The organism is Cupriavidus sp. 05N40 (assembly GCF_056397305.1).
This window is the reverse complement of the sequence record NZ_JBFTND010000015.1, coordinates 14,673-39,903: the sequence shown is the minus strand read 5'-3', so window position 1 is coordinate 39,903 and position 25,231 is coordinate 14,673. Positions and strand designations below refer to the sequence as shown.

The 25,231-nt window shown below is 69.1% G+C and carries 23 protein-coding genes; 9 read left to right on the top strand and 14 right to left on the bottom strand.

Going from position 1 to position 25,231, the window contains the following annotated elements; all coding sequences use genetic code 11:
• The first annotated feature begins 34 nt into the window (after window positions 1–34).
• Window positions 35–931: an AraC family transcriptional regulator gene (locus AC1DO7_RS05940; RefSeq protein WP_441650277.1), complete on the top strand. Its 897-nt coding sequence runs from the start codon at window positions 35–37 to the stop codon at window positions 929–931.
• Window positions 932–1,222: 291 nt separating this feature from the next.
• Here AC1DO7_RS05940 and AC1DO7_RS05935 read toward each other — a convergent pair whose 3' ends face one another.
• From AC1DO7_RS05935 to AC1DO7_RS05925, 3 genes are all read right to left on the bottom strand, one after another.
• A complete protein-coding gene (locus AC1DO7_RS05935; protein ID WP_477115879.1) occupies window positions 1,223–2,479 on the bottom strand; it encodes a M20 aminoacylase family protein in 1,257 nt (418 codons plus the stop codon).
• A gap of 306 nt (window positions 2,480–2,785) precedes the next feature.
• The gene (locus tag AC1DO7_RS05930; RefSeq protein ID WP_477115878.1) at window positions 2,786–3,634 is read right to left on the bottom strand and encodes a fumarylacetoacetate hydrolase family protein; all 849 of its coding nucleotides are present in this window, start codon (window positions 3,632–3,634) and stop codon (window positions 2,786–2,788) included.
• Entirely contained in the window at window positions 3,631–4,359 is a 729-nt protein-coding gene (locus AC1DO7_RS05925; RefSeq protein ID WP_441650275.1) for a GntR family transcriptional regulator, read from the bottom strand. The genes AC1DO7_RS05930 and AC1DO7_RS05925 overlap by 4 nt, the downstream gene beginning before the upstream one ends.
• Window positions 4,360–4,621: 262 nt before the next feature.
• Between AC1DO7_RS05925 and AC1DO7_RS05920 the strand changes: the two genes are divergently transcribed.
• The 4 genes from AC1DO7_RS05920 to AC1DO7_RS05905 all read left to right on the top strand — a co-directional run bounded on the left by AC1DO7_RS05920 (window position 4,622) and on the right by AC1DO7_RS05905 (window position 8,995).
• Window positions 4,622–5,920 carry an MFS transporter gene (locus AC1DO7_RS05920; RefSeq protein WP_441650274.1) on the top strand — a complete coding sequence of 433 codons (1,299 nt, stop codon included), beginning with the start codon at window positions 4,622–4,624 and terminating at the stop codon, window positions 5,918–5,920.
• Between the two features lie 98 nt (window positions 5,921–6,018).
• On the top strand, window positions 6,019–6,747 hold the full coding sequence (locus AC1DO7_RS05915) for a maleate cis-trans isomerase family protein (RefSeq protein ID WP_441620071.1): 729 nt from the start codon (window positions 6,019–6,021) through the stop codon (window positions 6,745–6,747).
• Between the two features lie 13 nt (window positions 6,748–6,760).
• Window positions 6,761–8,176, top strand: a complete 1,416-nt coding sequence (hydA, locus tag AC1DO7_RS05910; RefSeq protein ID WP_441650273.1) for a dihydropyrimidinase — start codon at window positions 6,761–6,763, stop codon at window positions 8,174–8,176.
• An 81-nt stretch (window positions 8,177–8,257) separates the two neighbouring features.
• The gene (locus tag AC1DO7_RS05905) at window positions 8,258–8,995 is read left to right on the top strand and encodes an aspartate/glutamate racemase family protein (RefSeq protein ID WP_441650272.1); all 738 of its coding nucleotides are present in this window, start codon (window positions 8,258–8,260) and stop codon (window positions 8,993–8,995) included.
• Window positions 8,996–9,011: 16 nt separating this feature from the next.
• On the opposite strand, the gene AC1DO7_RS05900 is transcribed toward AC1DO7_RS05905, so the two are convergent.
• Window positions 9,012–9,875, bottom strand: a complete 864-nt coding sequence (locus AC1DO7_RS05900) for a Rossmann-fold NAD(P)-binding domain-containing protein (protein WP_441650271.1) — start codon at window positions 9,873–9,875, stop codon at window positions 9,012–9,014.
• 246 nt (window positions 9,876–10,121) lie between these two features.
• On the opposite strand from AC1DO7_RS05900, the gene AC1DO7_RS05895 reads away from it, so the two are divergent.
• Window positions 10,122–11,015: a LysR family transcriptional regulator gene (locus AC1DO7_RS05895; protein ID WP_441650270.1), complete on the top strand. Its 894-nt coding sequence runs from the start codon at window positions 10,122–10,124 to the stop codon at window positions 11,013–11,015.
• 27 nt (window positions 11,016–11,042) lie between these two features.
• Here AC1DO7_RS05895 and AC1DO7_RS05890 read toward each other — a convergent pair whose 3' ends face one another.
• Window positions 11,043–11,954, bottom strand: a complete 912-nt coding sequence (locus AC1DO7_RS05890; protein ID WP_441650269.1) for a LysR family transcriptional regulator — start codon at window positions 11,952–11,954, stop codon at window positions 11,043–11,045.
• A 153-nt stretch (window positions 11,955–12,107) separates the two neighbouring features.
• Here AC1DO7_RS05890 and gstA point away from each other — a divergent pair, with 153 nt between their 5' ends.
• Window positions 12,108–12,734 (top strand): glutathione transferase GstA, encoded by a 627-nt coding sequence (gene gstA, locus AC1DO7_RS05885; RefSeq protein WP_441650268.1) that lies wholly within the window; start codon window positions 12,108–12,110, stop codon window positions 12,732–12,734.
• Between the two features lie 84 nt (window positions 12,735–12,818).
• On the opposite strand, the gene AC1DO7_RS05880 is transcribed toward gstA, so the two are convergent.
• Window positions 12,819–13,763 carry a LysR family transcriptional regulator gene (locus AC1DO7_RS05880; protein ID WP_441650267.1) on the bottom strand — a complete coding sequence of 315 codons (945 nt, stop codon included), beginning with the start codon at window positions 13,761–13,763 and terminating at the stop codon, window positions 12,819–12,821.
• Window positions 13,764–13,979: 216 nt separating this feature from the next.
• Between AC1DO7_RS05880 and AC1DO7_RS05875 the strand changes: the two genes are divergently transcribed.
• Window positions 13,980–15,266: an MFS transporter gene (locus AC1DO7_RS05875; RefSeq protein ID WP_477115877.1), complete on the top strand. Its 1,287-nt coding sequence runs from the start codon at window positions 13,980–13,982 to the stop codon at window positions 15,264–15,266.
• Here the strand turns inward: AC1DO7_RS05875 and AC1DO7_RS05870 are convergent.
• From AC1DO7_RS05870 to AC1DO7_RS05855, 4 genes are all read right to left on the bottom strand, one after another.
• A complete protein-coding gene (locus AC1DO7_RS05870) occupies window positions 15,250–15,882 on the bottom strand; it encodes a glutathione peroxidase (RefSeq protein WP_477115876.1) in 633 nt (210 codons plus the stop codon). The two genes, AC1DO7_RS05875 and AC1DO7_RS05870, sit on opposite strands and share 17 nt — an antisense overlap.
• A gap of 94 nt (window positions 15,883–15,976) precedes the next feature.
• Window positions 15,977–17,467: an MDR family MFS transporter gene (locus AC1DO7_RS05865; protein WP_441650004.1), complete on the bottom strand. Its 1,491-nt coding sequence runs from the start codon at window positions 17,465–17,467 to the stop codon at window positions 15,977–15,979.
• A gap of 563 nt (window positions 17,468–18,030) precedes the next feature.
• Window positions 18,031–18,474, bottom strand: a complete 444-nt coding sequence (locus AC1DO7_RS05860) for a CBS domain-containing protein (protein ID WP_441620087.1) — start codon at window positions 18,472–18,474, stop codon at window positions 18,031–18,033.
• 204 nt (window positions 18,475–18,678) lie between these two features.
• Window positions 18,679–19,239, bottom strand: coding sequence for a TetR/AcrR family transcriptional regulator (locus tag AC1DO7_RS05855; RefSeq protein WP_441650003.1), 561 nt, complete (start codon window positions 19,237–19,239; stop codon window positions 18,679–18,681).
• Window positions 19,240–19,392: 153 nt separating this feature from the next.
• Here AC1DO7_RS05855 and AC1DO7_RS05850 point away from each other — a divergent pair, with 153 nt between their 5' ends.
• Window positions 19,393–20,511 carry a DUF2855 family protein gene (locus tag AC1DO7_RS05850; RefSeq protein WP_441650002.1) on the top strand — a complete coding sequence of 373 codons (1,119 nt, stop codon included), beginning with the start codon at window positions 19,393–19,395 and terminating at the stop codon, window positions 20,509–20,511.
• A 113-nt stretch (window positions 20,512–20,624) separates the two neighbouring features.
• Here the strand turns inward: AC1DO7_RS05850 and AC1DO7_RS05845 are convergent, their stop codons facing one another.
• From AC1DO7_RS05845 to AC1DO7_RS05830, 4 genes are all read right to left on the bottom strand, one after another.
• Window positions 20,625–21,473 (bottom strand): PA4780 family RIO1-like protein kinase, encoded by an 849-nt coding sequence (locus AC1DO7_RS05845; protein ID WP_441650001.1) that lies wholly within the window; start codon window positions 21,471–21,473, stop codon window positions 20,625–20,627.
• A gap of 67 nt (window positions 21,474–21,540) precedes the next feature.
• Complete coding sequence (gene dbpA / locus AC1DO7_RS05840; protein ID WP_477115875.1) at window positions 21,541–22,971, bottom strand: ATP-dependent RNA helicase DbpA; 1,431 nt, start codon at window positions 22,969–22,971, stop codon at window positions 21,541–21,543.
• Window positions 22,972–23,009: 38 nt separating this feature from the next.
• Window positions 23,010–23,960, bottom strand: a complete 951-nt coding sequence (locus AC1DO7_RS05835) for a DUF72 domain-containing protein (RefSeq protein ID WP_441649999.1) — start codon at window positions 23,958–23,960, stop codon at window positions 23,010–23,012.
• 55 nt (window positions 23,961–24,015) lie between these two features.
• On the bottom strand, window positions 24,016–25,086 hold the full coding sequence (locus AC1DO7_RS05830) for a WD40/YVTN/BNR-like repeat-containing protein (protein WP_441649998.1): 1,071 nt from the start codon (window positions 25,084–25,086) through the stop codon (window positions 24,016–24,018).
• Window positions 25,087–25,231: the final 145 nt, after the last annotated feature.

The following is a 25,231-nucleotide window of genomic DNA, read 5'->3' as shown; positions in this document are numbered from 1 at the left end:
GCGAGAATAGGGCCGGAACCTTGGAGAAAAGGACATGCCACGTCCCGCCACCGGCCAGCCTCCCCGCCCGCCCCGCGCCGCGTCCCCCGCTCGCCCGCGTACAGGTGGCGCACCGGCCATACCACCCCTCGTCCCGGCCCACGCCGAAGACCGCGCCGACACCTACAGCGCCGCGCCGGCCTACCTGCGCTACGACCGCGGCCCCATGCCCGTCACCGCCATGGCGGCCGACTACCTGCCGAGCCATGTCACCAAGCCGCACCAGCATCCCCACGCGCAGCTGATCCACGCCGTGCACGGCGTGATGGTGGTCGCCACCGCCGAGGGCCAGTGGATCGTCCCGCCCACGCGCGGCATGTGGATGCCTGGCGGCACCGTGCACTGGATCCGCATGGTGGGCCACGTACGCATGCGCACCGCCTATATCCGGCCCGACGCGGCCGCCAACCTGCCCACGCGCTGCACCGTGCTCGGCATCAGCCCGCTGCTGCGGGAACTGATCCTCGCTGCCATCGACATTCCCACCCCCTACGCGGCCGAATCGCGCGATGGCCGCCTGATGCGCCTGCTGCTGGACGAAGTGATGCTGGTGCCCACCCTGCCCCTGCACCTGCCGCGCCCGGCCGATCCCGGCCTGCGCGAGATCTGCGATGCCATCGTCGGCGCGCCGGATACGGCGCTCACGCTGGCGGAATGGGGCGGGCGGCTGGGCCTCGACCCCAAGACCATCCAGCGCAAGTTCGCGCGCGAGACCGGGATGACGTTCGGGCAATGGCGGCAGCAGGCCCGGCTGCTGGCGGCGCTGGAGGGGCTGGCCGCAGGGGCCAAGGTGGTGGATGTGGCGCTGGACCTGGGCTATGACAGCCCGAGCGCGTTCTCGACGATGTTCCGCAAGCAGTTCGGCGTGCCACCGAGCACCTTCTTCAGATAGGCGGCTGCGGTTGCGGTTGCGGCTGCGGCTGCGGTTGCGGTTGCGGTTGCGGTTGCGGTTGCGGTTGCGGTTGCGGTTGCGGTTGCGGTTGCGGTTGCGGTTGCGGTTGCGGCTGTGCTCCCGGCGGCCGCTGATGCAGGTACGGCCGTTAATTGCGAAATTGGCCGAAACCGGTCAAAGCTCGCGCGGCGCAATGCCGCCGGGATGCCAGCCCAGGCCGGGCCGGGCCGCTACCGATACCGACACCGATACCGCGCCCCGACCAGCGCCCCGGCACCGGACATGCCGCCGTCAGGCCAGATACCGCTCCACCAGCCGSGTCCAGTACGCCGCGCCGACSGTCAGRTTCTCGTCGTTGAAGTCGTAGCCGGCGTTRTGCAGCAGCGGCTGCCCCACGCCATTGCCCATGCGCACGAAGCAGCCCGGGCGCTGCTGCAGGAAATAGGCAAAGTCCTCGCTGCCGGCGATCTGCGGGAAGTGCCCCACCACCTTGTCCGGGCCGACCAGTTCCTCGGCGACCTGGCGCGCGAACTCGGTCTCGCGCTCGCTGTTGACCAGTACCGGGTAGCCGCGGATGTAGTCAATCTCCACGGTGGCGCCGTAGCCGTCCACGTGGGAGGTCACCAGTTTGGTGATGCGCGCCTCCAGAGTGYGGCGCACGTCCGGGCTGAAGGAGCGCACGCTCAGTTCCAGCTTGGCGCTTTCGGGGATCACGTTGGGCGCGTGGCCGGCGTGCAGCGTGCCGATGGTGACCACCGCGGTTTCGTTCGGGTCGATATTGCGCGCCACGATGCTCTGCAGCGCCATCACCAGGCTGCCGGCCACCAGGATCGGGTCGATCGCCTGGTGCGGGCGCGCGGCATGGCCGCCCTTGCCGCGGATGGTGATGGAGACCGTATCGCAGGCGGCCATGAAGGGGCCGGTGCGGAACATGAAGGTGCCGGCCTCCACGCCCGGGTGGTTGTGCAGGCCGAAGATCGCATCGCACGGAAAGCGCTCGAACAGGCCGTCGGCCAGCATGCGCTCGGCGCCGCCGCCCGCGCCGATCTCCTCGGCGGGCTGGAAGATCAGGTGCACGGTGCCGTTGAAGTTGCGCGTGCGCGCCAGTTGGCGCGCCGCGCCCAGCAGCACGGTGGTGTGGCCGTCGTGCCCGCACGCGTGCATCTTGCCGGCGTTGAGGCTCGCATAAGGCAGGCCGGTGCGCTCGTGGATGGGCAGCGCATCCATGTCGGCGCGCACGCCGACGGTGCGCGGGCTGTCGCCCTGGCGCAGGCGGCCGACCACGCCGGTGCCGCCCACATGGCGCGTCACCTCGTAGCCCCAGCCCTCGAGCTGGCTGGCGACCAGTTCGGCGGTGCGCACTTCGTCGAAGGCGAGTTCCGGATGCTGGTGGATGGTGTGACGGATGGCTTCCAGCTCGGCGCGGCTGTCGGCCGTATCGGCCAGCTCGCACAAGCGCGCAAGGCGGAAGGCAAAAGGCTTGAGAGAAGGACTTGCGGGGGAGTCTGAAAGCAACGACTCCATCAATTCGGGGGCGTGTTCTGACATGGCAGTGCTCGTTTTTTCTAAGCGTATAGAAAACAGTATTTCACGCTAAGCACTGAGCGCAAACGGTTTAACCCTTTGTAGCGAAATCGGGCAACAAGTGTTGCGAACGGGGGACGGTCCGCGCACGCCGGGATCACAGGGGGAACTCGACGCGGCGACGGGGATCACAGTCCCCCGCCTTCTGCGCGCTTCGCCGCATTCGTGCCGGCAGGTATCGCCCGCGGTACAAGCCGCGTCCGGGCGGAGCCCGGGCGMAAAAAAAAGCGGCCGTTGCCGGCCGCCTTTTCCTCGCACTTCGCGTGACGCTTACCCCTTGGCGTACGCCACCACCGCCTGGGTCTGCTCGCCCAGCCCGTCGATGCCCAGCCGCATGGTGTCGCCAGCCTTGAGAAAGCGCGGCGGCTTGAAGCCCATGCCCACGCCCGGCGGCGTGCCGGTGCAGATCAGGTCGCCGGGATGCAGCGTCATGAAGCGGCTGACATAGCTCACCAGCGTGGCCAYGTCGAACACCATGGTGGCGGTGCTGCCCTTCTGCACGCGCTCGCCGTTGACGTCCAGCCACAGGCCGAGCGCCTGCGGGTCGGCCACTTCGTCGCGCGTGACCAGCCACGGGCCGACCGGGCAGAAGGTATCGCAGCCCTTGCCCTTGTCCCAGGTGCCGCCGCGTTCGAGCTGGAACTCGCGCTCGGAGACATCGTTGACCACGCAGTAGCCGGCCACGTGGGACAGCGCCTGCTCGCGCGAGACGTCGCGCGCGGCCGTGCCGATCACCACGCCCAGTTCCACTTCCCAGTCGCTCTTCTCGGAGCCGCGCGGCAGCATCACCGCATCGTCGGGGCCGTTGAGCGAGCTGTTGGCCTTGAGGAAGACGATGGGCTCGGCCGGCAGCGGCATGCCGGCCTCGGCGGCGTGGTCGGCGTAGTTCAGGCCGATGGCCACGATCTTGCCGATGCCGGTCCAGGGCACGCCGAAGCGCCCGCCCTGCACCACCGGCAGCGTGGCCGGGTCCAGCGCGGCCAGCCTGGCCAGCGCCTCGGCCGACAGTTGCTGCGGCCCCACGCCGTCGATCACGCCGGACAGGTCGCGCACGCGGCCTTCCTTGTCGATCAGTCCCGGACGTTCTGCGCCCGGCTTGCCTACACGTACTAGTTTCATCGTTTCCCCTTGGCTTCGGTGGCTAAGCGGTGCGCGGGCTCGGACAGGGTCCGCGCGACCACGGTCAGGACTTCTTTGGCGGTGTTCTCGGAATGCCCGCGCAGCACCTGCGCCAGCCGTGGGCGGCCGGGTTCGCGCAGCGCGGACATGATGGCCTCGTGCTCCTCGTGCGATTCCTGCCAGCGCAGCATATCCGCATTGGCGGCGCCGCGCGCGCGGTGGACCTTGCTCATCAGCATGGCGTAGATGCCGGCCAGCACCGGGTTGGCGGCGCCGTCGATGATGAGCTGGTGGATCTCCTGGTTGGTGCGGAAGTACTCGGTGCGCCGGCCCGCTGCGTGCGCGTCGAGCATGGCCTGGTGCTTGCGCTCCAGGCGCGCCATCGTGGCATCCGACAGCCGCGTCGCGGCGAGTTCGCCGGCGGTGGCCTCGAGCCCGTGCAGCGTCTCGAAGGTGGCGCGCAGTTCGTCCAGGTCCAGCGCCGCCACGCGGTAGCCGATGTATTGCCGGTGCAGCACCAGCCCTTCCGACACCAGCACCTTGAGCGCCTCGCGCAGTGGCGTCTTGGAGACATCGAACATCTCGCAGAAGGCGCGCTCGTCGATGCGCGCACCCGGCGGCATCTCCCCTTCTTCGATCATGGTGCGCAGGCGGGCAGCAATTTCGGCCGACATGCCGAGCGTGCGCAGGCGCGTGGATTTAGGCAGCGTTTGAGTCACAGACATCACCGGGATGGGGAACATGCACCACAACAAGGCTATCACACACCGAAATTGTGCGTTTGCATCATAATAAAATCAACGACTTACAAGAGTTGTAATTACAGATTACGTATCCTATACTCCAGCCGGTTGCGCGACACACGAATTCAAACCGCCTCGGAGGTCGTTTCGGAAAGCAGCGGAGCAAGCCCCGGCCACGCGCCGGGCACGCTCGCCGGACGCTTTCCGGAACGACTTCTAAAATTCCTCAAAGGAGACACGCGTCATGCAAACGACAAGCCGGGCCGCGGCGCTAACGGAGACGAAGAGCTCCGTGCGCTGGAAGATTTTCCTGATGATGCTGTTCCTCATCGCCATCAACTACATCGACCGCGCGTCGCTGTCGGTGGCGATGCCGCTGATCGCCAAGGAGTTCGACCTCAGCCCCACCATGCAGGGCCTGATCCTCAGCTCCTTCTTCTGGACCTACGCGCTCATGCAGATCCCCGGCGGCATGCTGGCGGACAAGTACAAGCCGCGCATCGTGATCGCCATCGCCACCGTGTTCTGGGGCCTGTCCCAGGCGGCCGCGGCGTTCTGCACCAGTGCCACCTCGCTGCTGCTGACCCGCCTGGGCCTGGGCGCGGCCGAAGCGCCGATCTACCCGGCCGGCGGCAAGCTCAACGCGATCTGGATGACGCAGAACGAACGCGGCCGCGGCGCCACCCTGCTCGACGGCGGCGCGCCGCTGGGCGCCGCGCTCGGTGCCGTCATCATCACGTGGCTGATCACCGTGCTTGGCTCGTGGCGGCTGTCCTTCATCGTGGCCGGCGTAGGCACCGTGCTGGCCGGCCTGTGGGCTTGGCACTACGTGCGCAACTCGCCGCGCGAGCATCGTGGCGTCAATGAACTGGAAGCGCGCTATATCGAGGAGGCCCAGGCCGCCGAACATCGCGCCGAGCCGGCCAACCTGTCGGGCCGTTCGCTGGACTTCTTCAAGTACCGCTCCGTGTGGTGCATGGCGATCGGCTGGATGTGCTTCAACAGCGTGTTCTACGGCCTGCTGACCTGGATGCCGAACTACCTGAACAAGGTGCACGGCTTCGACATCAAGCAGATGGGCGGCGCCAGCTTCATCATCTTCTTCTCGGGCTTCGTCGGCGAGCTGGTCGGCGGCTGGATCGCCGACAAGTGGAAAGCCGCGGGCGGCAGGCCCAACCGCGTGATGCGCACGCTGTTCGGCATCGCCGCGGTGGTCGCCACGGTCTCGATCTTCTCCGTGGCCTACGTGAAGGACCCGGTCGTCGTCGTGGCGCTGCTCTCCTCCACCCTGTTCTTCCTGCGCTGGTGCGGCCTGTTCTGGTGCATCCCGTCGATCCTGGGCACCCGCGACAAGGTGGGCGTGCTGGGCGGCATCATGAACCTGGGCGGCAATATCGGCGGCATCTCCGTGCCCATCATCGTCGGCATGATCGTGCAGTTCACCGGCTCCTACTTCCTGGCGCTGATGTTCTTCGCCGCCGCCGGCGTGGGCCTGCTGCTGTCGTCCACCGCGATCGACTACGAGAAGAAGCTGCCGGTCTGAGCAGCGCGCCCGCCATCCATCCACGATAACGAGCTTGGCCCGGCGCGCCGCATCGACGCGCGCCAGGGCCGCGCCAACTCCTGAAGCGAAAACCCGACATGACCAAACGTACCCTGCTCGGCATGCTCACGCCGTCCTCCAACACGGCGCTCGAACCCATCACCAGCGCGATGGTGAGCGGCCTGCCCAACGTCAGCGCGCATTTCTCGCGCTTCACCGTCACCGAGATCTCGCTGCGCGACCAGGCGCTGGGCCAGTTCGATCTCGACAAGATCATCGGCGCGGCCAGGCTGCTGGCGGACGCGCGCGTCGACGTGATCGCCTGGAACGGCACCTCGTCCGGCTGGCTCGGCTTCGACAAGGACGAAGCGCTGTGCCGCCAGATCACCGAAGCCACCGGCATCCCCGCCACCACCTCGGTGCTGGCGCTCAACGAAATCCTGAAGAAGACCGGCGCGCAGGACTTTGGCCTGGTCACGCCGTATCTCGACGACGTGCAGCAGCGCATCAGGCAGAACTACGAGCGCCACGGACTGCGCTGCACCGCCGAGCGGCACCTGGACCTGCACGTGAACTACAGCTTCGCCGAGGTCGAGGAGGACACCATCCGCCGCATGGTGCGCGAAGTGGCGCAGCACAAGCCCGCYGCCATCACCACGTTCTGCACCAATCTGCGCGCCGCGCACCTGGCGCAGGAACTGGAAGCCGAGACCGGCATCCCCGTCTACGACACCATCTCCACCGTCGTGTGGAAATCGCTGCGGCTGGCCGGCGTGGATACGCGCGAGCTGCGCGGATGGGGTCGCCTGTTCGCCGAAGTCCAGTAAGACAGGAGAAACCATGGAAACCGCACTCGACCTGGTCATCCGCAACGCCGACGTGGTCACGGCCGCCGACCGCTTCACCTGCGACATCGGCGTGCGCGACGGCCGCATCGCCATGCTCGGCAGCGGCCTGCCGCGCGGCGCGCGCGAACTGGATGCGAGCGGCCTGCTCGCGCTGCCCGGCGGCGTGGACGGCCATTGCCACCTCGACCAGCCGATGCCCGACGGCATGCGCATGGCCGACGATTTCTTCACCGGCACGCGCGCCGCCGTATGCGGCGGCACCACCACCGTGATCCCGTTCGCGGCGCAGGAGAAGGGCGGCTCGCTCAAGGCCGCGGTGGCCGACTACCACCGCCGCGCCGAAGGCCGCGCCGTGGCCGACTACGGCTTCCACCTGATCGTGGCCGATCCCACCCCGCACGTGCTGCAGCACGAACTGCCCGCGCTGATCCGCCAGGGCTACACCTCGTTCAAGGTCTACATGACCTACGACGACCTCAAGCTCTCCGACCGCGAGATGCTCGATGTGCTAGACGTGGCCAAGCAGAACAATGCCCTGGTGATGGTGCACGCCGAGAACGCGGACTGCATCTCGTGGCTGACCGAGAAGCTGGTCGGGGAAGGGCGCATCTCGCCGCGCTTCCACGGCATGGCGCGCCCGGCGCTGGTCGAGCGCGAAGCCACGCACCGCGCCATCACCTTCGCCGAACTGGTCGACGTGCCGATCCTGATCGTGCACGTGTCCGGCAAGGAAGCGATCGAGCAGATCCGCTGGGCACAGGGCAGGGGACTGCAGATCCTGGCCGAGACCTGCCCGCAGTACCTGTACCTCACCGCCGAGGACATGGGCCTGCCGGGCGACGATGGCTACGAGGGCGCCAAGTGCGTGTGCAGCCCGCCGCCGCGCGACCCCGAGAACCAGGCCGCGGTATGGCGCGCGCTGGTCAACGGCGTGTTCAGCGTGTTTTCCTCGGACCACGCACCGTTCAGCTACGACGATCCGCAGGGCAAGAAGCTCGGCGGGCAGGCGCAGCCGTTCGACCACATCCCCAACGGCGTGCCCGGCATCGAAACGCGCCTGCCGCTGCTGTTCGACGGCGTGGCCAGGGGCAAGCTCTCGCTGCACCAGTTCGTCGAACTCACCTCCTACCGGCCGGCGCGCCTGTACGGCCTGTATCCGCGCAAGGGAACGATCGCGGTGGGGGCCGATGCGGATATCGCGCTGTGGGATCCGCAACGCAAGGTGCGCATCGCCAACAGCGCCTTGCACCACGCGGTGGACTACACACCGTACGAAGGCATCGAGGTGACCGGCTGGCCGGTGCATTGCCTGTCGCGCGGCGAGATGCTGGTCGAGGACGGCGTCTATCTCGAGCCGCAACCCGGCCGCGGCCGCTTCCTCGAAGCCGGCGCGCCGCTGCTGGACTGAGCCGTCGCCGGCCGCGCACCCGAGGTCGTGCCGACGCCCCTGGCGGCGTCGGATCTTCGTATTCCCTGTTCGAGCATCATCATGCGAATTCTTGTTGTGAACCCGAATATCTCCGAGAGCGTGACGTCGCTGATCCATGCGGAGGCTTCGCGCTCGGCGTCGCCCGGCACGGCCCTGGCGATGGCCACGGCGCAGTTCGGCGTGGCCTATATCGAGACGCGCTTCGAAGCGCTGGTGGGCGGCTACGCCACCGCATGCGCAGTCGCCGCGCACCAGGGCCAGTTCGACGGCGTGGTGGTGGCGGCCTTCGGCGATCCTGGCCTGGCGGGGCTGAAGGAGTTGTGCAATGTGCCGGTGGTGGGCATGACCGAAGCGGCGCTTGCCAGCGCCTGCCTGCTCGGGCAGCGCTTCTCCATCATCGCGATCTCGCACCGTATCGAGGCGTGGTACCGCGAGTGCGTCGCGGCCAATGGCCTGTCCTCGCGGCTGGCCAGCGTGCGTTCGCTGCAGCAACCGCTGCGCGATATCGGCAGCGTGCAGGAGGACCACGCCGCGCGGCTGGAAGAACTGAGCCTGCAGGCCGTGCGCGAGGACGGCGCCGACGTGATCATCGTGGCCGGCGCGCCGCTGGCGGGGCTGGCGCGCACGCTCAAGGACCGCATCCCGGTGCCGGTGGTGGACGGCGTATCGAGCGCGATCCGGCATTGCGAAAGCCTGGTCGCACTGGCGCCGGCCGGCGCCACCGAAGGCAGCTTCGCGCGCCCGCCGCGCAAGCCCAACCGCGGACTGCCGCCGACGCTGGCGGCAATGCTGGACTGAGCCCGCGTCGCTTGCGCTACGCCGCCGCGCGCAGGCCGAGCTGGTCCAGGCTCGTGCGCAGTGCCTGCCTGAGCGGGGTGCGCGGCAGCGCGCCCACCAGCGCGTCCAGCGCGCTGCCGTCCATGGCATGCGGCACCTTCCACAGGTAGGCCATCTCGGCAAGCTCGCGCCACATCGGCACCAGCGCGGCGCCGGCGCGGATCAGCCACCACGGCATGCCGCCCACGCGCGGCGGCTGCCGCAGGCCGCCGGCATCGCCCAACGCGGCCACCAGTTCGTCGCCCGTCAAGGTATGCCCCGCGAAATGCAGCACCGTGTGGCCGCGCAGCGTCGCGTGGCGCGTGGCCACGGCGACAAAGGCCTGCGCCAGGTCCGGCAGGTAGGCCCAGGCATGTGCGCGGTCGCGCGGACCCGGGTAGACCACCTTGCCCTGGCCGAGCGACCTGGCGATCGCCAGGTCCATCCATGATCCGCGACCCGGGCCGCCGAAATAATCGCCGGCGCGGATGACCACGCTGCGCAACGCCGGCGTGCGTTCGCGCATGGCCGCCTCGATGTCGTGGCGGATCTTGCTCTTGCGTGCGGTGGGCCGCTGCGCGGTGTCCGGGCGCAGCAGCGGCGGCATCGATTCTCCAAAGTTGTAGACATTGCCGGGAAACATCAGCAGGGCGTCGAGCGCCAGCGCCACTTCCTCGGCGGCGCGTGCCAGCGCGGCAGCGTGCCGCGCCCATTCGGTATAGGCCGGGTTGAGCGCGTTGATCACCACGCTGGCGCCGTGCGCCGCCGCTGCCAGTCGCGCGGTCTGCGTCACGTCGAAGTCCAGCGCCCGCACCGCCGGCGGCACCGGTCCCGCCAGCGGCCGGCGCGCCTGCGCCAGCACCTGGCGGGACCGGCGAAGGCGTCCACCAGGGTCCGGCCCAGCCGGCCGTTGGCGCCAAGGATCAGCACGGTCTTGCTCATGACGTTCTCCATGTTGCGCCGGTCGCATCGTGCTCCCGCCGGGTCCGATGCAGGCTATTGTGCGCGGGGTGCGATGACTCCACAATTGCATGACTTCGCAATCCGCGAATGCAATTTTGAATAGCGTCGCCGGGCGCGGCGCGGCATCGCTCAAGGAGCAAACCGGGTGGCGGATGAATTCGACTGGACGCTGATGCGCTCCTTCCTGGCGGTGATGGAATGCGGCAGCCTGCTGGGCGCGGCGCGCCGGCTCGCCAGCAGCCAGCCCACGCTCGGGCGCCATGTGGCGCAACTGGAGGCGCAGCTCGGCGTGCCGCTGTTCGAGCGCACGGGCCACGGCCTGCGGCCCACCGATGCGGCGCGCGCCATTGCCGGACACGCGCGCGCCATGCAGGAAGGCGCCGACGCGGTGGCGCGCGCGCTGGCCGGCAGCGATGCGGGCATCGCCGGCACCATACGCGTATCGGCCAGCCGCGTGGTGGCCAGCTACCTGCTGCCGCCGCTGCTGGCGGACCTGCGCCTGCGCGAGCCGCAACTGGCCATCGAGGTGGTGTCGTCCAACGAAGTCAGCAACCTGCTGCGGCGCGAGGCCGACATTGCCATCCGCATGGTGCGGCCCAGCCAGGCCTCGCTGATCGCGCGCAAGGTTGCGTCGCTGGCGCTGTGCGCCTGCGCGCATGAAGACTATCTGCGCCGCAAGGGCGTGCCGCGCACGGCGCGCGACCTGCTGCGCCACGAACTGATCGGCTACGACCGCGACGACACCATCGTGCGCGGCCTGCGCGGCACGGGCCTGGAGATCACCCGCGACGCGTTCAGCGTGCGCAGCGACGACGATATCGTGCTGTGGCAATCGATACGCGCCGGCCTCGGGGTGGGCTTCGCCGCGCGCTATCTCGTCGCCGGCGATGCGCGCGTGCGCACCGTGCTGCCGGCGCTGCCGATCCCGCCGCTACCGGTCTGGCTCACCGTGCACCGCGAGATCCGCGGCAGCGCGCGCATCCGCACCGTCTACGATTTCCTGGCCAGCGCCATTCCTGCCGCGGTGGCGGCATCGTAGGCCTGCAGGGCTTGCGCTGCGCGGCGCCTATTCGTCCAGCCTCACATGCTCCGCCAGGTGGCTGACCACGGTGGCAATGCGGCGCAGGTGGCGCGATTCGGGATGGGTCAGCAGCCACAGGTCGGTCTCGCATTCGTCGAGCGGGCCGCTGAGTGCCACCAGCTTGCCGCTGCGCCGCCCGATCATCAGCGAGACGATGCCGGCGCCGAGCCCGCCTTCGATGGCCTCGACCACGCCGGCGATGCTGTTGACGCGGTACTGCGGCGCCACGCGCGGCAGGTGCTTGCGGCGCCAGCGCACGGAAGGATGATCGGGCATGGCTTCGTCGGGCGCGACCCAGGGCAAGGTGGCGAGCGCCGCGAGATCGACGCCCGCGCCGTCCTCCGGCACGCTCACGCCCGCCGCCGCGAGCAGGTCGCGCGAGGCGAACACCGCCACGCGCAGGGGACCAAGGCGCCTGCCGATCAGGTGGTCGGGCGGCTGGCGCGTGGCGCGCACGGCGATGTCGGCATCGCGCCGGGTCAGGCTGACCAGCTCGTTGGTGGCGATCAGCTCGAAGCTCAGCCCGGGATGGGCGCGTCCGAGCGGCGCCAGCGCGGGCAGCACCATGCCGTGCAGCACGGTGTCGGTGGTGGTGATGCGCACCAGCCCAGACACCGTGCCCGCGGTCACCGAGGCATGCGCGCGGGCCGCTTCCAGCTCGGCCTCGATGCGCTCGGCGTGCTGGGCGAACTGCTGCGCCAGCTCGGTGGCGAGGTAGCCCGCGCGGCTGCGCTCGAACAGGCGCCGGCCCAGGCCCTTTTCGATGCGCTGCAAGGCGCGGAACACGGTGGAGGCATCGAGCCCGAGCCGGCGGCCGGCCTCGGCCAGGGTCGAGCAGCGCACCAGCGCCAGCACGATGTCGAGATCGGGGGAAGACAGCTGATAGGGAGTGGGCATAAGCACCGCCATTGCAATCCTGCAGTCATGACTTGCAGTCGCGCGCATTGCGATTGCACATGCGCAATCCTAGACTGCCTGCACGGTCGCGACAAGTTGTGGCGCCAGAACCTGAGAAACCCGAAGGCAACCCGAAGACCCAAAGGAAACCCGATGAAGCTCTACTACACTCCCGGCGCCTGCTCGCTCGCCGTCCATATCGCGCTGCGCGAAGCCGGCCTGCCTTTCACGCTCGCCAGGGTGGACCTGGCCACGCACAAGCTGGCCGAGCCGGAGAATGGCAACACCGATTTCTACGCGGTCAGCCCGCGCGGCTACGTGCCGGTGCTGCAACTGGACGACGGCTCGCGCCACACCGAAGCCACCTCGCTGCTGCAATACGTGGCGGACCTCGCGCCGGCCAGCGCGCTGCTGCCGGCCGCCGGCACGCAGGCGCGGCTGGAGGCGACAGGCTGGCTCACGCTGATCTCCACCGAGCTGCACAAGGTCTTCAGCCCGTGGCTGTGGCACAAGGAAACCGCCGACAGCACGCGCGAAGCGTGCAAGGCCAAGCTGGCGCTGCGCTTCGCCGAGCTGGACCGCCACCTGGCGACGCGCGACTACCTCGCCGGCAAGCAGTTCGGCGTGGCGGACGCGTACTGCTTTGCCATCGTCAACTGGGCCAGCATCCTGCACATGCCACTCAACCCGTATCCCGCGCTGCAGGCCTACCTGTCGCGCGTGGCGGCGCGGCCCGGGGTGCATGAGGCGCTGGTGGCCGAAGGGCTGGCGCGCGACTGAGCCGCTTCGGCGCTACAGCGGCGCTACATCAGCGCTACATCAGGCCGCATCAGGCTGCCGCCGCGGGGAGGGGCGGCAGGCCGGTCAGGCGGCGCCGGAATCGTGCCCGCTTTCCTCGTGCGCCACTGCCGTGGCTGCCGCGGCGATCTCCTCGCGCAAGGCGTCGAACAGCAGCCCCACGGGCGCGCCCAGCCGGCGCGGCAACGGCGCGTGCAGCAGCCACGCGGTCAGGCCGGCCTGGAAGTCGCGCACGCCGATCACCTGCACCGCGTCGCGATGCGCGCTGCGCGCCAGCACCTCCGGCGTAACCGCGCCGATGCCGATGCCGCGCGCCACCAGCGACAGCTGCAACTCCGCGCCGAACGCTTCCACCGCCACGTTGAAGGGCAGGTGCGCGGCGTCCAGCGCGTGGCGCAGCGCCGAGCGCATGCCGCAGCCGTCCTGGTTGAGCACCCACGCATGCGCGGACAACTCGCGCAGGCTCACGCCGCCCGCGGGCACCGCCACGTCGCGCGCGGCCACCACCAGCGTGGTGTAGCGGCCCAGTTCGCGCGCCGTGAGATGGGCCGGCGGCATCACGCCTTCGGGCAGCAGCAGCGCGGCGGCATCGATGCGCGCAGCTTCCACCTGCTCCAGCAAACCCGGCGACCAACCCGCCGTCACGCGCACGGTGAGCCGGGGAAACTGCTCGCGCAGGCGGTCGATGGGGCGGTCCAGCGCCATGTCCGAGAGGAAGGGCGGCACCCCCAGGCGCAGTTCGCCCACGACCTCGGCGCCACGCGCGGCGCGCGACATCAGGTCATCGGTGGCCAGCATTACGCGCTTGCCGAGTTCGTAGACTTCCTCTCCGGCGGCCGTCGGCCGCAGCGGCTTGGCCTGGCGGTCCAGCAGGGCCACGCCGATCAGGGCCTCCAGGCTCTGCACGCGGCGCGTCAGGCCCGGCTGGGTCAGGTGCAGGCGGGTGGCGGCCCGGACCATCGAGCCCGCTTCCACCACGGCGATAAAGGCTTCTATGTCACGCGTGTTCATGGCGGGGTCCAGGACGAGGCGAGCGAGGAGGACGGAGAGGGCAAGGAACGTGGTCCGGCGCGCAATACCGGATGCCCAAACAAATTCGCATAAAGATTATCCAGATATTTCAATTGCCGCATGGATGCCGTGATCCTAGCATTGGCTGCTCGAGCTTGCCGACCGCCCGGCGCCACGCCGGATGGCGCGCTGGCAAGCGCCACCGCCGGAGATGTCATGTCTTGCCCCGCCTCCATGATCGAATCGCCCGACGCGCCGGCCACGGCGACCGCCACCCCCGCCTTGCCCCGGCTGACCGGCCCGCTGACGCTGTTCTTTGCCGCCGCCGTCGGCGTGATGGTCATCAACCTGTTCGCCGCCCAGCCGCTGACCGGCCCGGTCGGCGCCGCGCTCGGCCTGCCGCCCGCGTGGCGCGGGCTGGTGGCGACGCTGCCGCAGCTCGGCTACGCCACGGGCCTGCTGCTGGTGGTGCCGCTGGCGGACCTGTTCGAGAACCGCCGCCTGGTGGCCGGCACCCTGCTGCTGTGCGCGGCGATGCTGGCGCTGGCGGCATCGGCCTGGTCAGGCACGGTGTTCTTCGTGGCGGTGTGGGCGGCCGGCGCGGCATCCTGCGCCATCCAGATGCTGGTGCCGCTGGCCGCGCTGATGGCGCCCGAGGCGCAGCGCGGGCGCGCGGTGGGCAATGTGATKAGCGGGCTGATGCTGGGCATCCTGCTATCGCGCCCGCTGGCCAGCCTGCTGGCCGGCGCCGGCGGCTGGCGCACGTGCTACGCCGTGCTGGCGGGCCTGGACGCGTTGCTGGCGGCGGTGCTGCTGCGCTGGCTGCCGCGCCGCCAGCCGGATGGCGGCCACCGTTACGCCGCCCTGATCGGCTCGATGTGGCATCTGCTGCGCGGCCAGCGCGTGCTGCGCCAGCACGCGCTGACGGCGGCGCTGTCGATGGCGGCGTTCAGCGCGTTCTGGACCGCGGTGGCGCTGCGGCTGGCCCAGCCGCCGTTCGCGCTGGACAGCCACGGCCTCGCGCTGTTCGCGCTGGCCGGCGCGACGGGAGCGGTGGCGGCGCCGCTGGCCGGCCGCCTCGCCGACCGCGGCCATGGCCACGCCGGCACCCGCGCGGCGCAACTGGCGGTGCTGGCCGCGCTGCTGCTGGCGGGTGCCGCCGGCGGTGGCTGGTTCGGCTTCGATGCCGGCAGCCATGCCGTCGCCGCCATCGGCATGCTGGTGATTGCCGCCATGGTGCTGGACGCCGGCGTGACCGCCGACCAGACCTTCGGCCGCCGCGAGATCAATCTGCTGGACGCGTCCGCGCGCGGGCGCCTCAACGGCCTGTTCGTCGGGATTTTCTTCGTGGGCGGGGCAAGCGGCGCGCTGGCGGCCGGCGCCGCCTGGGCCGCGGGGGGCTGGAGCGCGGTGTGCCTGGCCGCCATCGGCTTTGCCGTGCTCAACCTGCTGGCCCACGCCGCGCTGACCCGCGGGCTGGCCGACGCTAGCGCGTGGCGCTGAGCAGTTGCTCGATCTTGCCGACGAATTCCCTGTCGTCGGGCTTGGTCATGCTGTTGAAGCTGGCCACCACCTGGCCGTTGCGGTCGATCAGGTATTTGTAGAAATTCCACTTCGGCGTGGTGCCGGACTGCCTGGCCAGCAGCGCGTACATGGGATTGACCTCGCYGCCGCGCACGTGCGACTTGCCCAGCATCGGGAATTTCACGCCGTAGGTGTTGTAGCAGAAGTCCGCGATCTCCTTGGCGGAGCCGGGCTCCTGCGAGAAATCGTTGGAGGGGAAGCCCAGCACCACCAGGCCGCGCTCGCGGTACTTCGCGTAGAGCGCCTCCAGCCCTTCGTATTGCGGGGTGAAGCCGCAGTAGCTGGCGGTGTTGACCACCACCACCACCTTGCCGGCGTACTGGCAGAGATTCTGCGGCGCTTCGTCCTGCAGGCGCGGGAACTTGAAATTGAGCGAAGCCGGGCAGGCGCCCGCCGGCTGGGTTGCGGCCGCGGGCGCATCGGCAGCGCGCGCGGGGCGCGGGCTCACGACGGCCGCGGCGGCGGCCAGGGCCAGCGCGCCGGACACGGCGGTGAATCGCAGGGCGCGCTGGCGCTGGGCGGAAGAACGGCGCATGGAGGACACTCCGGAGTGGGTTGTCCGTAGTTTACGCCGTCGGCAACGGAATGGATGCGCAGGCCCGGAGCGGCGGCTGCGCGGATAGCACTTTTTACTCCATCGCCAGCGTGGCCGCGTGCTCGGTCACGCTGCTGCGCAGTTCCACGTCCGGCATGCGCCGCACGATGACCAGCGCCAGCAGCGCGGCCAGCGTGCCCACCGCAAAGATCAGCCGGAAGCCGGACTCGACACCGTCCGTCAGCATGCCGCGCACGGCGGGCGACAGGCGGGCCAGCGCCTCGCTGCCATGCCGCAGCGCGCCAAGGTCCAGCGCCTGCGTCACGCCGGATGCGTGCAGCGCGTTGTGGAACGAAAGCGTCAGCAGGGTGCCCGCCAGCGCGCCGCCAAAGGCGCTGCCCAGCGAGCGCAGCACCAGCAGCGCGCCGGTGCCGGCGCCGGTATCGCGGCGTTCCAGCACGTTCTGCACGGTCATCAGCGTGCCGACCATGGCCATGCCCAGGCCCACGCCGGCCACCATCATCGCCAGCAGCACCATCGCCAGCGGCGTGGCGGGCGAGACCGCCACCAGTCCCAGCAGGCCCAGCGCCGCCGCGATATAGCCGCCGGTCAGGATGCCGCGCATGCGGCCCAGGCGCGGCGCCAGCGCGGCCACGATAAAGTTGCCGCCCACCGTGGCAAGCAGGAAGGGCACCACCAGCAGGCCCGACTGCGAGGCATCGGCGCCGCGCACCAGCTGGAAATGCAGCGGCAGCGCAAAGATGCACAGGAAGATATTGAGCGCCGCCATGGCGGAAGCCGCCACGCCCAGCACATAGGCCCGGTTGCCGAACAGGCGCGGCGGCAGCATCGGATCCGCCGCGCGGCGCTCTTGCCACACCAGCCCGGCCAGCGCGGCCGCCACCAGCAGCGCCAGCCCGGCTATCTGCGGCGATATCCAGTCATAGACGTCGCCGCCCCAGCTCATCGCCAGCAGGAAGGCCACGATGGATACCGTCAGCAGCAGCGCGCCACCCCAGTCCACCCGCGCCGACCCGCCGCGCGCCTGCAGCTGGCTCAGGCCCCGGTGGCACATGAACATCGCCAGCACGCCGAGCGGTACATTGATCCAGAACAGCCAGCGCCAGGACAAGTGATCCGAGGTCCAGCCGCCCACCAGCGGCCCGGCGATCGACGCCACCGCCCACACCGTGGCCAGGTAGCCCTGGTAGCGTCCGCGCTGGCGCGGCGCCACCACATCCGCGATCGCCGCCTGCGCCAGCGACATCAGGCCGCCGCCGCCGATGCCCTGCAAGGCGCGGAACAGGATCAGCTGCTCCAGCGAAGCCGCCATCGCGCAGGCCACCGAAGCCAGGATAAAGAGCCCGATCGCCAGCATCAGCAGGCGCCGCCGGCCGTAGTTGTCGGACAGCTTGCCGTAGAGCGGCGTGGACACCGTAGACGTGATCAGGTACGCGGTGACGATCCACGACAAATGCCCGAAGCCGTTCAGGTCACTGGCGATGGCCGGCACCGCCGGAATCACCACGGTCTGGTCGAGCGCGGCCAGCAGGATGCACAGGATGATTCCGCCGATGACGCGCATGATGTCCTGATGGCTCAGGGCGGGGGTGGCGGTCGCAGAAGCGGATGCAGATGAAGAAGCGGAAGCGGACATCGGGAGCGGCGGGGGCACGTAGGCTTGAGCGGCCAACGTTGCACCAAACGACAGGCAACTCACGCGATTTGCCAGCGTACAGCGGGAAACATGACCACAAAATCGGATACAACTGAGATTTTTGCGTACCCGGTGCTGCGCGCTGGATGAAGAAGGCCGCAAGCAAGATCCGGCCGCCCTGCACGGCCCGGGGCTGGCCGAATTCAGTGAACGCATAATTATATGCGGATACTGAATATCGAGTGCGCCGCTAAGTCGGAATTTGAGCCAGGAAAAGCGGGAAGTAGGCGGTCGCGGCGGCTCGTTATGGAACGATAAATGCCGGTTGGCCGGAATTGGAGGGTTTTTCGCGCATGAACGCGGCGTACTCACTTCAGCGTGGCGCCGATGCGTGGCCGCTCCGGATGTGGCCTCGGGCGGACGGGTCCGGGCGGTTCAGCCGGCGGCGACCGCTTCGCAGCGGCCGCCCGGCTGAACAGGAAGGCGCCGGCCTATGGATGCACGCTTCCGGAGATGTAGTGCTCGAGCTGCTCGATGATGAATTTCTGCTCGGAGATGATGTCCTTCACCAGGTCGCCGATGGACAGCATGCCCACCAGGTGGCTGCCGTCCATGACCGGCAGGTGACGCATGCGATGCTGGGTCATCAGCGCCATGCATTCGTCGGTGCTCTGGTCGGCGCGCACATAGATCACGGCCGACGTCATGATGTCCCGCACAAAGGTTTCGCGCGACGTACGCTGCATCAGGATCACCTTCCGCGCATAGTCACGTTCGCTGAGAATGCCAACGATATCGCCACGCTCTATCACCAGCAGCGCGCCGATGCCTTTCTCCGCCATCAGCTGCAGCGCAGCATAAACAGTGGCGTTGGGAGCAATGCTGAAGATAGCCTGGGTCGGCTTTGATTCCAGAACCTGACGTGCAGATTTCATCACCCACTCCTTGTTCCGTCCGAAGGATTTGCAACTCCGCCCGCGCGCTGGCGGGAGTGTTCGGCCGGGCGCTGGTGCACCGCGGCGTCTCGCCTTCAGATTAGCACTAGCGGCGCGCGGCTTACAGGGTGACGCACACGAATCTTTGTAAAAACTATGCAGACCAGAATGTGGTCTCGTGAGGCACGGGCACGGCCGCGCCCGCTACGGCGCATCACCCAGCGCAAGCAGGCAAAGCCGCTCCATCTGGGCTGCCCACGCGGTYTGCGCGGGCGCGCATGCACCCAGGAGCAGGCGATAACGGCGCGCTCCCCAGAGCGCCTGCAGCAGGCTTTGCACGGTGGCGGCATCCGGCTGGCGCGGCAGGTCCTGGCACGCCGCCAGCGCGCGCAGCCATGCCGCGTTCAACTCGTCGAACACGCGGCGATGGTGCTTGGGCTCGGCGATGCGCGCCTCGAGCATCAGCATCTCGTGGTCGAAGGCATCCGGCACGGCATCGTCCGCGCCACACGTCAGGCGCGCCAGCCGGGCCACCCGCGCGCGCCAGTCCAGCCCCGGCGCGCTGGCTGCCTCCGCGTCGATGCGGGCCAGCAGCAGCTCGATGGTGTGCCGCACAAAGCCGGACAGCAGGGCCTCCTTGTTGGGGAAATACTCGTACAGCGTGCCGACCGAACAGCCCGCCTCCAGCGCCACCGCGCGCGTGGTCACGCCATCCCAGCCGCGCGCGCGCCATATCCGAACAAAAGCCTCGTAAATGGCATTCACGGTAAAGCGCGCACGCTGCTGGGACGGGCGTTTCAGCGGCCGGGCGGGCGCCTGCGCCGGGCCGGGTGCCGCATCCGCGTTTCCGAACCCGGCCGCCGGCTTGCGGCGATACATTGATGTCATCGGCCTCGAAGGAACAAGAAAGGAGACAAGATGCAAGACAACACGGACCAGGCGCTCAAGGTGACCCGCCTGCTGACACGCAAGGATGCCCTAAACGAAAGCCGCCTGGAAGCGCGGCAGGAAAGCGCCGCCGCCGCGCCGGGCGAAGTGCTGCTGAAGATCGACCGCTTCGCGCTCACCACCAACAACATCACCTACGCCGCCTTCGGCGAGGCCATGAACTACTGGCAGTTCTTCCCGACCGGACAGCAGGACTGGGGCCACATGCCGGTCTGGGGCTTCGCGGATGTGGTGGACTCGCAAGTGCCGGGCGTGGCGGCCGGCGAGCGCTTCTACGGCTACTTTCCCATCGCCAGCCATATCCGCATGCAGCCCGAGCGCGTCACCGCGCGCGGCTTCTACGATGCCAGCGAACACCGCAGGACGCTGACCTCCGCGTACAACCAGTACACCCGCGTGAGCAACGACGCCGCCTACGCGCCCGAACTGGAAAACCACCAGATGCTGTACCGGCCGCTGTTCATCACATCCTTCATGCTGGCGGACTTCCTCGAGGACAACCGCTTCTTCGGCGCCACGCGGCTGGTGGTATCCAGCGCCTCCAGCAAGACCGCCTACGGTACCGCCTTCTGCCTGCGCGATATCCCCGGCATCTCGCTGGCGGCGATCACCTCCGGGCGCAACCGCGCCTTCGTCGAGGGGCTCGGCTGCTACCGGGAGGTGGTCGGCTACGACGCGCTGGAAACATTGCCGGCCGACGCGCCGACGCTCTACGTGGATTTCTCCGGCGACGAGGCATTGCGCGCACGCGTGCACCGTCACTTCGGCAGCGCGCTGGCCTACGACTGCTTCGCCGGCTCCGCGCAGAACACCGGCTTCCTGCGCGATACCGGGCTGCCCGGCCCCAAACCCGAGTTCTACTTCGCGCCGGTGCAGATCCGCAAGCGCAATGCCGAGTGGGGACCCGAAGGCGTGAACCAGCGCTTCAACGCCGCGCAGCGCAAGTTCATCGACCACGTGAAGGCACCGGCGAACGGCTGGCTGACGCTGGTCGAGGAGCAGGGCTTCGGCGCCGCGCAGGAGAGGATCGCGAGCCTGGTGGCGGGGGCCAGCGAGCCGCGGGCGGGGTATGTGGTGCGGCTGGCTTGATGCCGGGCTTGATGCCGGGCTGATGCCGGGCTGATGCTGGCTTGATGCCGGTTGACGGACCGTGCGCGCCGGGCCAGGCCTGCCGGCCTGGTTTATCGCGCGCGCCCTTGTCCTTACTCGGCGCTCTGCAGATAACGCTGCCGCGCCTCTTCTTCGAGGCGCACGTCTTCCACTTCCTGCAGCACGGCTTCCACGTCTACCGGACTGTCATCGATCGCCACGCGCCCGGTCAGCTTGATGCCCGGATGCAGCAAGCCGGCCTGGTAGAGCGCCCAGATCTCCTTGCCGTATTGCGTGTCGCCGAGCGCCGGCGCGAACTGGCTGAAATAGAACGCGAGGTTGTCCACGTCGCGCTCCAGCATCACGCTGGCATCGTTGTTGCCGGCGGCGTCCACCGCCTGCGGCAGGTCGATGATGACCGGGCCCTCGGCATCCACCAGGATATTGAATTCGGACAGGTCGCCGTGCACCACGCCGGCGCACAACATGCGCACCACCTGCTCGATCAGCGCGGCGTGGAACGCCAGCGCCATGTCTTCGCTCAGCGCCACGTCGTTCAGCCGCGGCGCGGCGTTGCCGCCGGCATCCACCACCAGCTCCATCAGCAGCACGCCCTCGAAGCACAGGTGCGGCTTCGGCACGCGCACGCCGGCGGCGGCGAGCCGGTACAGCGCGTCGACTTCGGCGTTGTGCCAGGCCTCCTCGGCTACCTTGCGCCCATAGCGCGTGCCCTTTTCCATCGCGCGCGCCTGGCGGCTGTTCTTGACCTTGCGCCCTTCCTGGTAGGTCGCGGCCTGGCGGAAGCTGCGCTGCGCGGCGTCCTTGTAGACCTTGGCGCAACGGATCTCCTGGCCGCAGCGCACCACGTAGACGGTGGCTTCCTTGCCGCTCATCAACTGGCGCACCACCTCGTCGATGAGGCCGTCCTCGACCAGCGGCTGCAGCCGCTTCGGGGTCTTCATCGGGACGGGCCTCGCTGGCCGGGCGGGCCGTCGGCGTGCAGCGCGCAGCGCAATGCCGGCGCCGCGCTCAATCGGTCAGCATGCGCACTTTCACGCGCTTGCCCTTGACCTTCCCGTCGTTCAGCTTGCGCATCGCCTCGCGGCCGATGCTGCGCTCGACCGCAACGTAGGTGGACATCTCCATCACGTTGATCTTGCCGATCTGTTCCTTGGTGTAGCCAGCGTCGCCGGTGAGCGCGCCGAGGATGTCGCCGGGGCGCATCTTCTCCTTGCGCCCGCCGAGGATCTGCAGCGTGACCATGGGCGGCAGCAGGCGCTCGTTGCTGGCCRGCGTGAGCGCGGACAGCGGCTGCCATTCCATCTCGATGCTGAGCTGCTGTTCGATATTGCCCACGCGGCCCATCTCGTTCATGCTCGCCAGGCTCAGCGCCATGCCGTCCTGGTCGGCGCGTCCGGTGCGGCCGATGCGGTGCACGTAGACTTCGGGATCGGGCGTGACGTCGACATTGATCACTGCTTCGAGCTGGGCGATGTCGAGGCCGCGCGCGGCCACGTCGGTGGCGACCAGCACCGAGCAGCTGCGGTTGGCGAACTGCACCAGCACCTGGTCGCGCTCGCGCTGTTCCAGCTCGCCGTGCAGCGCCAGCGCTTCGAAGCCCTGCGCGCGCAGCAGCTCCACCAGGTCGCGGCAGCGCGCCTTGGTGTTGCAGAAGGCCAGCGTGCTGACCGGGCGATAGTGATTGAGCAGCAGCGCCACCGCGTTGAGGCGCTCGCTGTCGTCCACCTCGTAGAAGCGCTGGCGGATCTTGCTGTCGTCGTGCTGCTCCTTGAGCTTGATCTCGTGCGGCTTGCGCAGGAACTGCTGGCTGAGCCTGGCGATGCCTTCGGGATAGGTGGCCGAGAACAGCAGCGTCTGGCGCTCCTTGGGGCACTGGCGCGCCACGTGCGCGATGTCGTCGAAGAAGCCCATGTCGAGCATGCGGTCGGCTTCGTCGAGCACCAGCGTGTTGAGCGCGCCCAGCTGCAGCGTGCCACGCTCCAGGTGATCCATGATGCGGCCCGGGGTGCCCACGGCGATATGTGCGCCATGCGCCAGGCTGTCGACCTGCGGGCGCATCGGCGAGCCGCCGCACAGCGTCAGGATCTTGATGTTCTCCTCGGCGCGCGCCAGGCGGCGGATCTCCTGCGTGACCTGGTCGGCCAGCTCGCGCGTGGGGCACAGCACCAGTGCCTGCACGTCGAAGCGGCGCGCGTCGAGCCGGTTGAGCAGCGCCAGCGCGAAGGCGGCGGTCTTGCCGCTGCCCGTCTTGGCCTGCGCGATCAGGTCCTGGCCGGCCAGCGCGACCGGCAGGCTGGCAGCCTGGATCGGGGTCATGGTCTGGTAGCCAAGTTGCTCAAGCGTCGCCAGCGTGGCAGGCGAGAGAGGCAAGCGGGAGAAAGAGGCGCCGGCAGCGGCGGACGGCGCGGCCGCTGCGGAAGAGTTGGGGCTTGAGTTCATGCCGGATTATAGCGGGCTGGCGCCCTCCCTCATGTGACCTAGCCGCCGGCCTTGCCTGCAGCCTTCGTGGCGGGCTTCGTGGCAGGCTTCGTGGTGGCCTTCGCGGTGGGCTTCGTGCCGGCCTTCGCATCCGCCTTGCCGCCTTCATCCCACGGCGGTGGCGCCCACCCCAGGCGGGCCAGCAGCGCACCGGCCGCCGCGGGGGCCCGTTCCTTGGCGCCATTGATAAAGAAGACAAAGACCTCGCGCTTGCGCTTGGCCGGCGCCGTCTCCTCCACGCGCGGCAGGTCGTCGGGCATGCCGCCCGCCGCCCAGGCCGCCACGCGCCCGGCCCACGCATCGAGCGCGCCGGGCGCGTAGCCGGTCTCGAGCGTCTCGCTGCTGCACATCAGCCGCGCGTAGACGAAATCGGCGGTCAGGTCGGCGAACGAGGGAAACTTGCCGGCGTCCGTAAACACGGTGGCTGCCTTGTATTTGCGCGCCAGCCTGAGATAGTCCGGCGCCATGAAGCTTTCATGCCGCACCTCGAGCACGTGGCGCAGCTTGCGCCCCTCCACCGCATCCGGCAGCAACGCGAGGAAGGCCTCGAAATCCCCGGCGTCGAACTGCTTGGTCGGCGCGAACTGCCACACGACGGGCCCGAGCTTGTCGCCCAGCTCCGCGATGCCGCTGTCGAGGAAGCGCTCGATGGACTCGCCGGCTTCCGCCAGCACGCGGCGGTTGGTGGCGAACCGCGACGCCTTGACCGAGAACACGAAACCGTCGGGCGTCTCGTCGCGCCATTTGGCGAACGACGTGCGCTTCTGCGTGCCGTGGTACGTGCTGTTGATCTCGATGGCGGTGAGGTGGCGGCTGGCGTACGCAAGCTCGCGGCTCTGCACCAGCTTCGCCGGATAGAAGTTGTCGCGCCACGGCGCGAAGTTCCAGCCACCGATGCCGACCCGGGCGAGGCCGTCCGTATTCCTTTTCTTTGCGCTTGCTTCCGCCATGCGTGGGCATCCTTGTGAGGAAAGGCAATCAAGAAGAACGAATCAGGGGCAGCAATCAGAAAAACCGCAGGCAATGCACCGGCGGCAGATGCGCCGTCAACAGCTTCCAGCGATCGCCGCCATTCTCCGACAGCCACAGGTTGCCGGTGGTGGAACCCATAGCCAGGCGCTCGCCGCCGGCGTCCACCGCCAGGCCGTGCCGGTCCACCATGTCGTAGACCGGCGCCTCGGGCAGGCCATCGTCGCAGGCCTCGAAACTGCGCCCGCCGTCGCGCGTACGGTTGACCACCAGCCTGCCCTCCACCGGCACGCGGCAATTGTCCGCGGCCAGCGGCACGAACCACGCGGTGTTGGGACGGCGCGGATGCGCCGCCACGGCAAGCCCGAAGCTTGACGGCCGCGCGGACAAGCGCTGCCACGTCACGCCCGCATCGCCGGAGCGATACATGCCGCCCCGGTGCTGCACCCATACGGCATGCGCATGACCCGCGCACTGCGCCATGCGCAGCGGGTCCTGGTGCACGCCATGCTCGTCCTGCGCCGCCGCCATGCCGCTGATGGTGCAGATCCAGCCGAGCCCGCCGTCCCGGGTCTGCCATACGCCGCCGCACGACACCGCAATCGTCACATGGCGGCTGTCATGCGGATCCACGCAAATGGAATGGATGCCGGGCACCTCGCAGCCGTGGCCGGCCCACGCCCGGCGCTCGGGGCGCCCCCAAAGCGGCTGGTTCAACACCCAGGTGCCGCCGCCGTCGGCGGACCGGAACAAGCCGCCGGGCATGGTGCCGGCCCACAGCACGCCCGGCTGGTCGGCACCGCCTGCCTCGATCGACCAGATGCGCTGCAGGGCAAGGCCGCCCGGACCGGCACCCGACACCAGCTGCGGCGGATAGACCGGCAACGCGCAGCCATTCCAGTCGGGGTCGCGCAACCGGCGCCGCCACAGCCGCACGCCCCGCCCGCGCCCGAGTGCGGCATAGAGCGTGCCGTTGCGCGGATCGGCCATCGCCATGCTGACCGGCGCGCCGAGAAAATGCACGGCATCCTGCCGCCACACGCCGGTACCGTCGCGCCGCCACATGAACAGGCCCTTGCCGGTGCCAACGAGAAGCCGGTCGCTCATGCTGGACTCCTCACAAGGGCCGGCAAACGCCAGCGGTTGCGCCGTCACGTTCGCTGCGGGCAGCGGTTGCCAATGTCTTGGAGTTTAGGAAATCCTGGGCAAAATGCGTGGTCGATTGCACTTTGTAACGGCCGCGGCGGCGCCG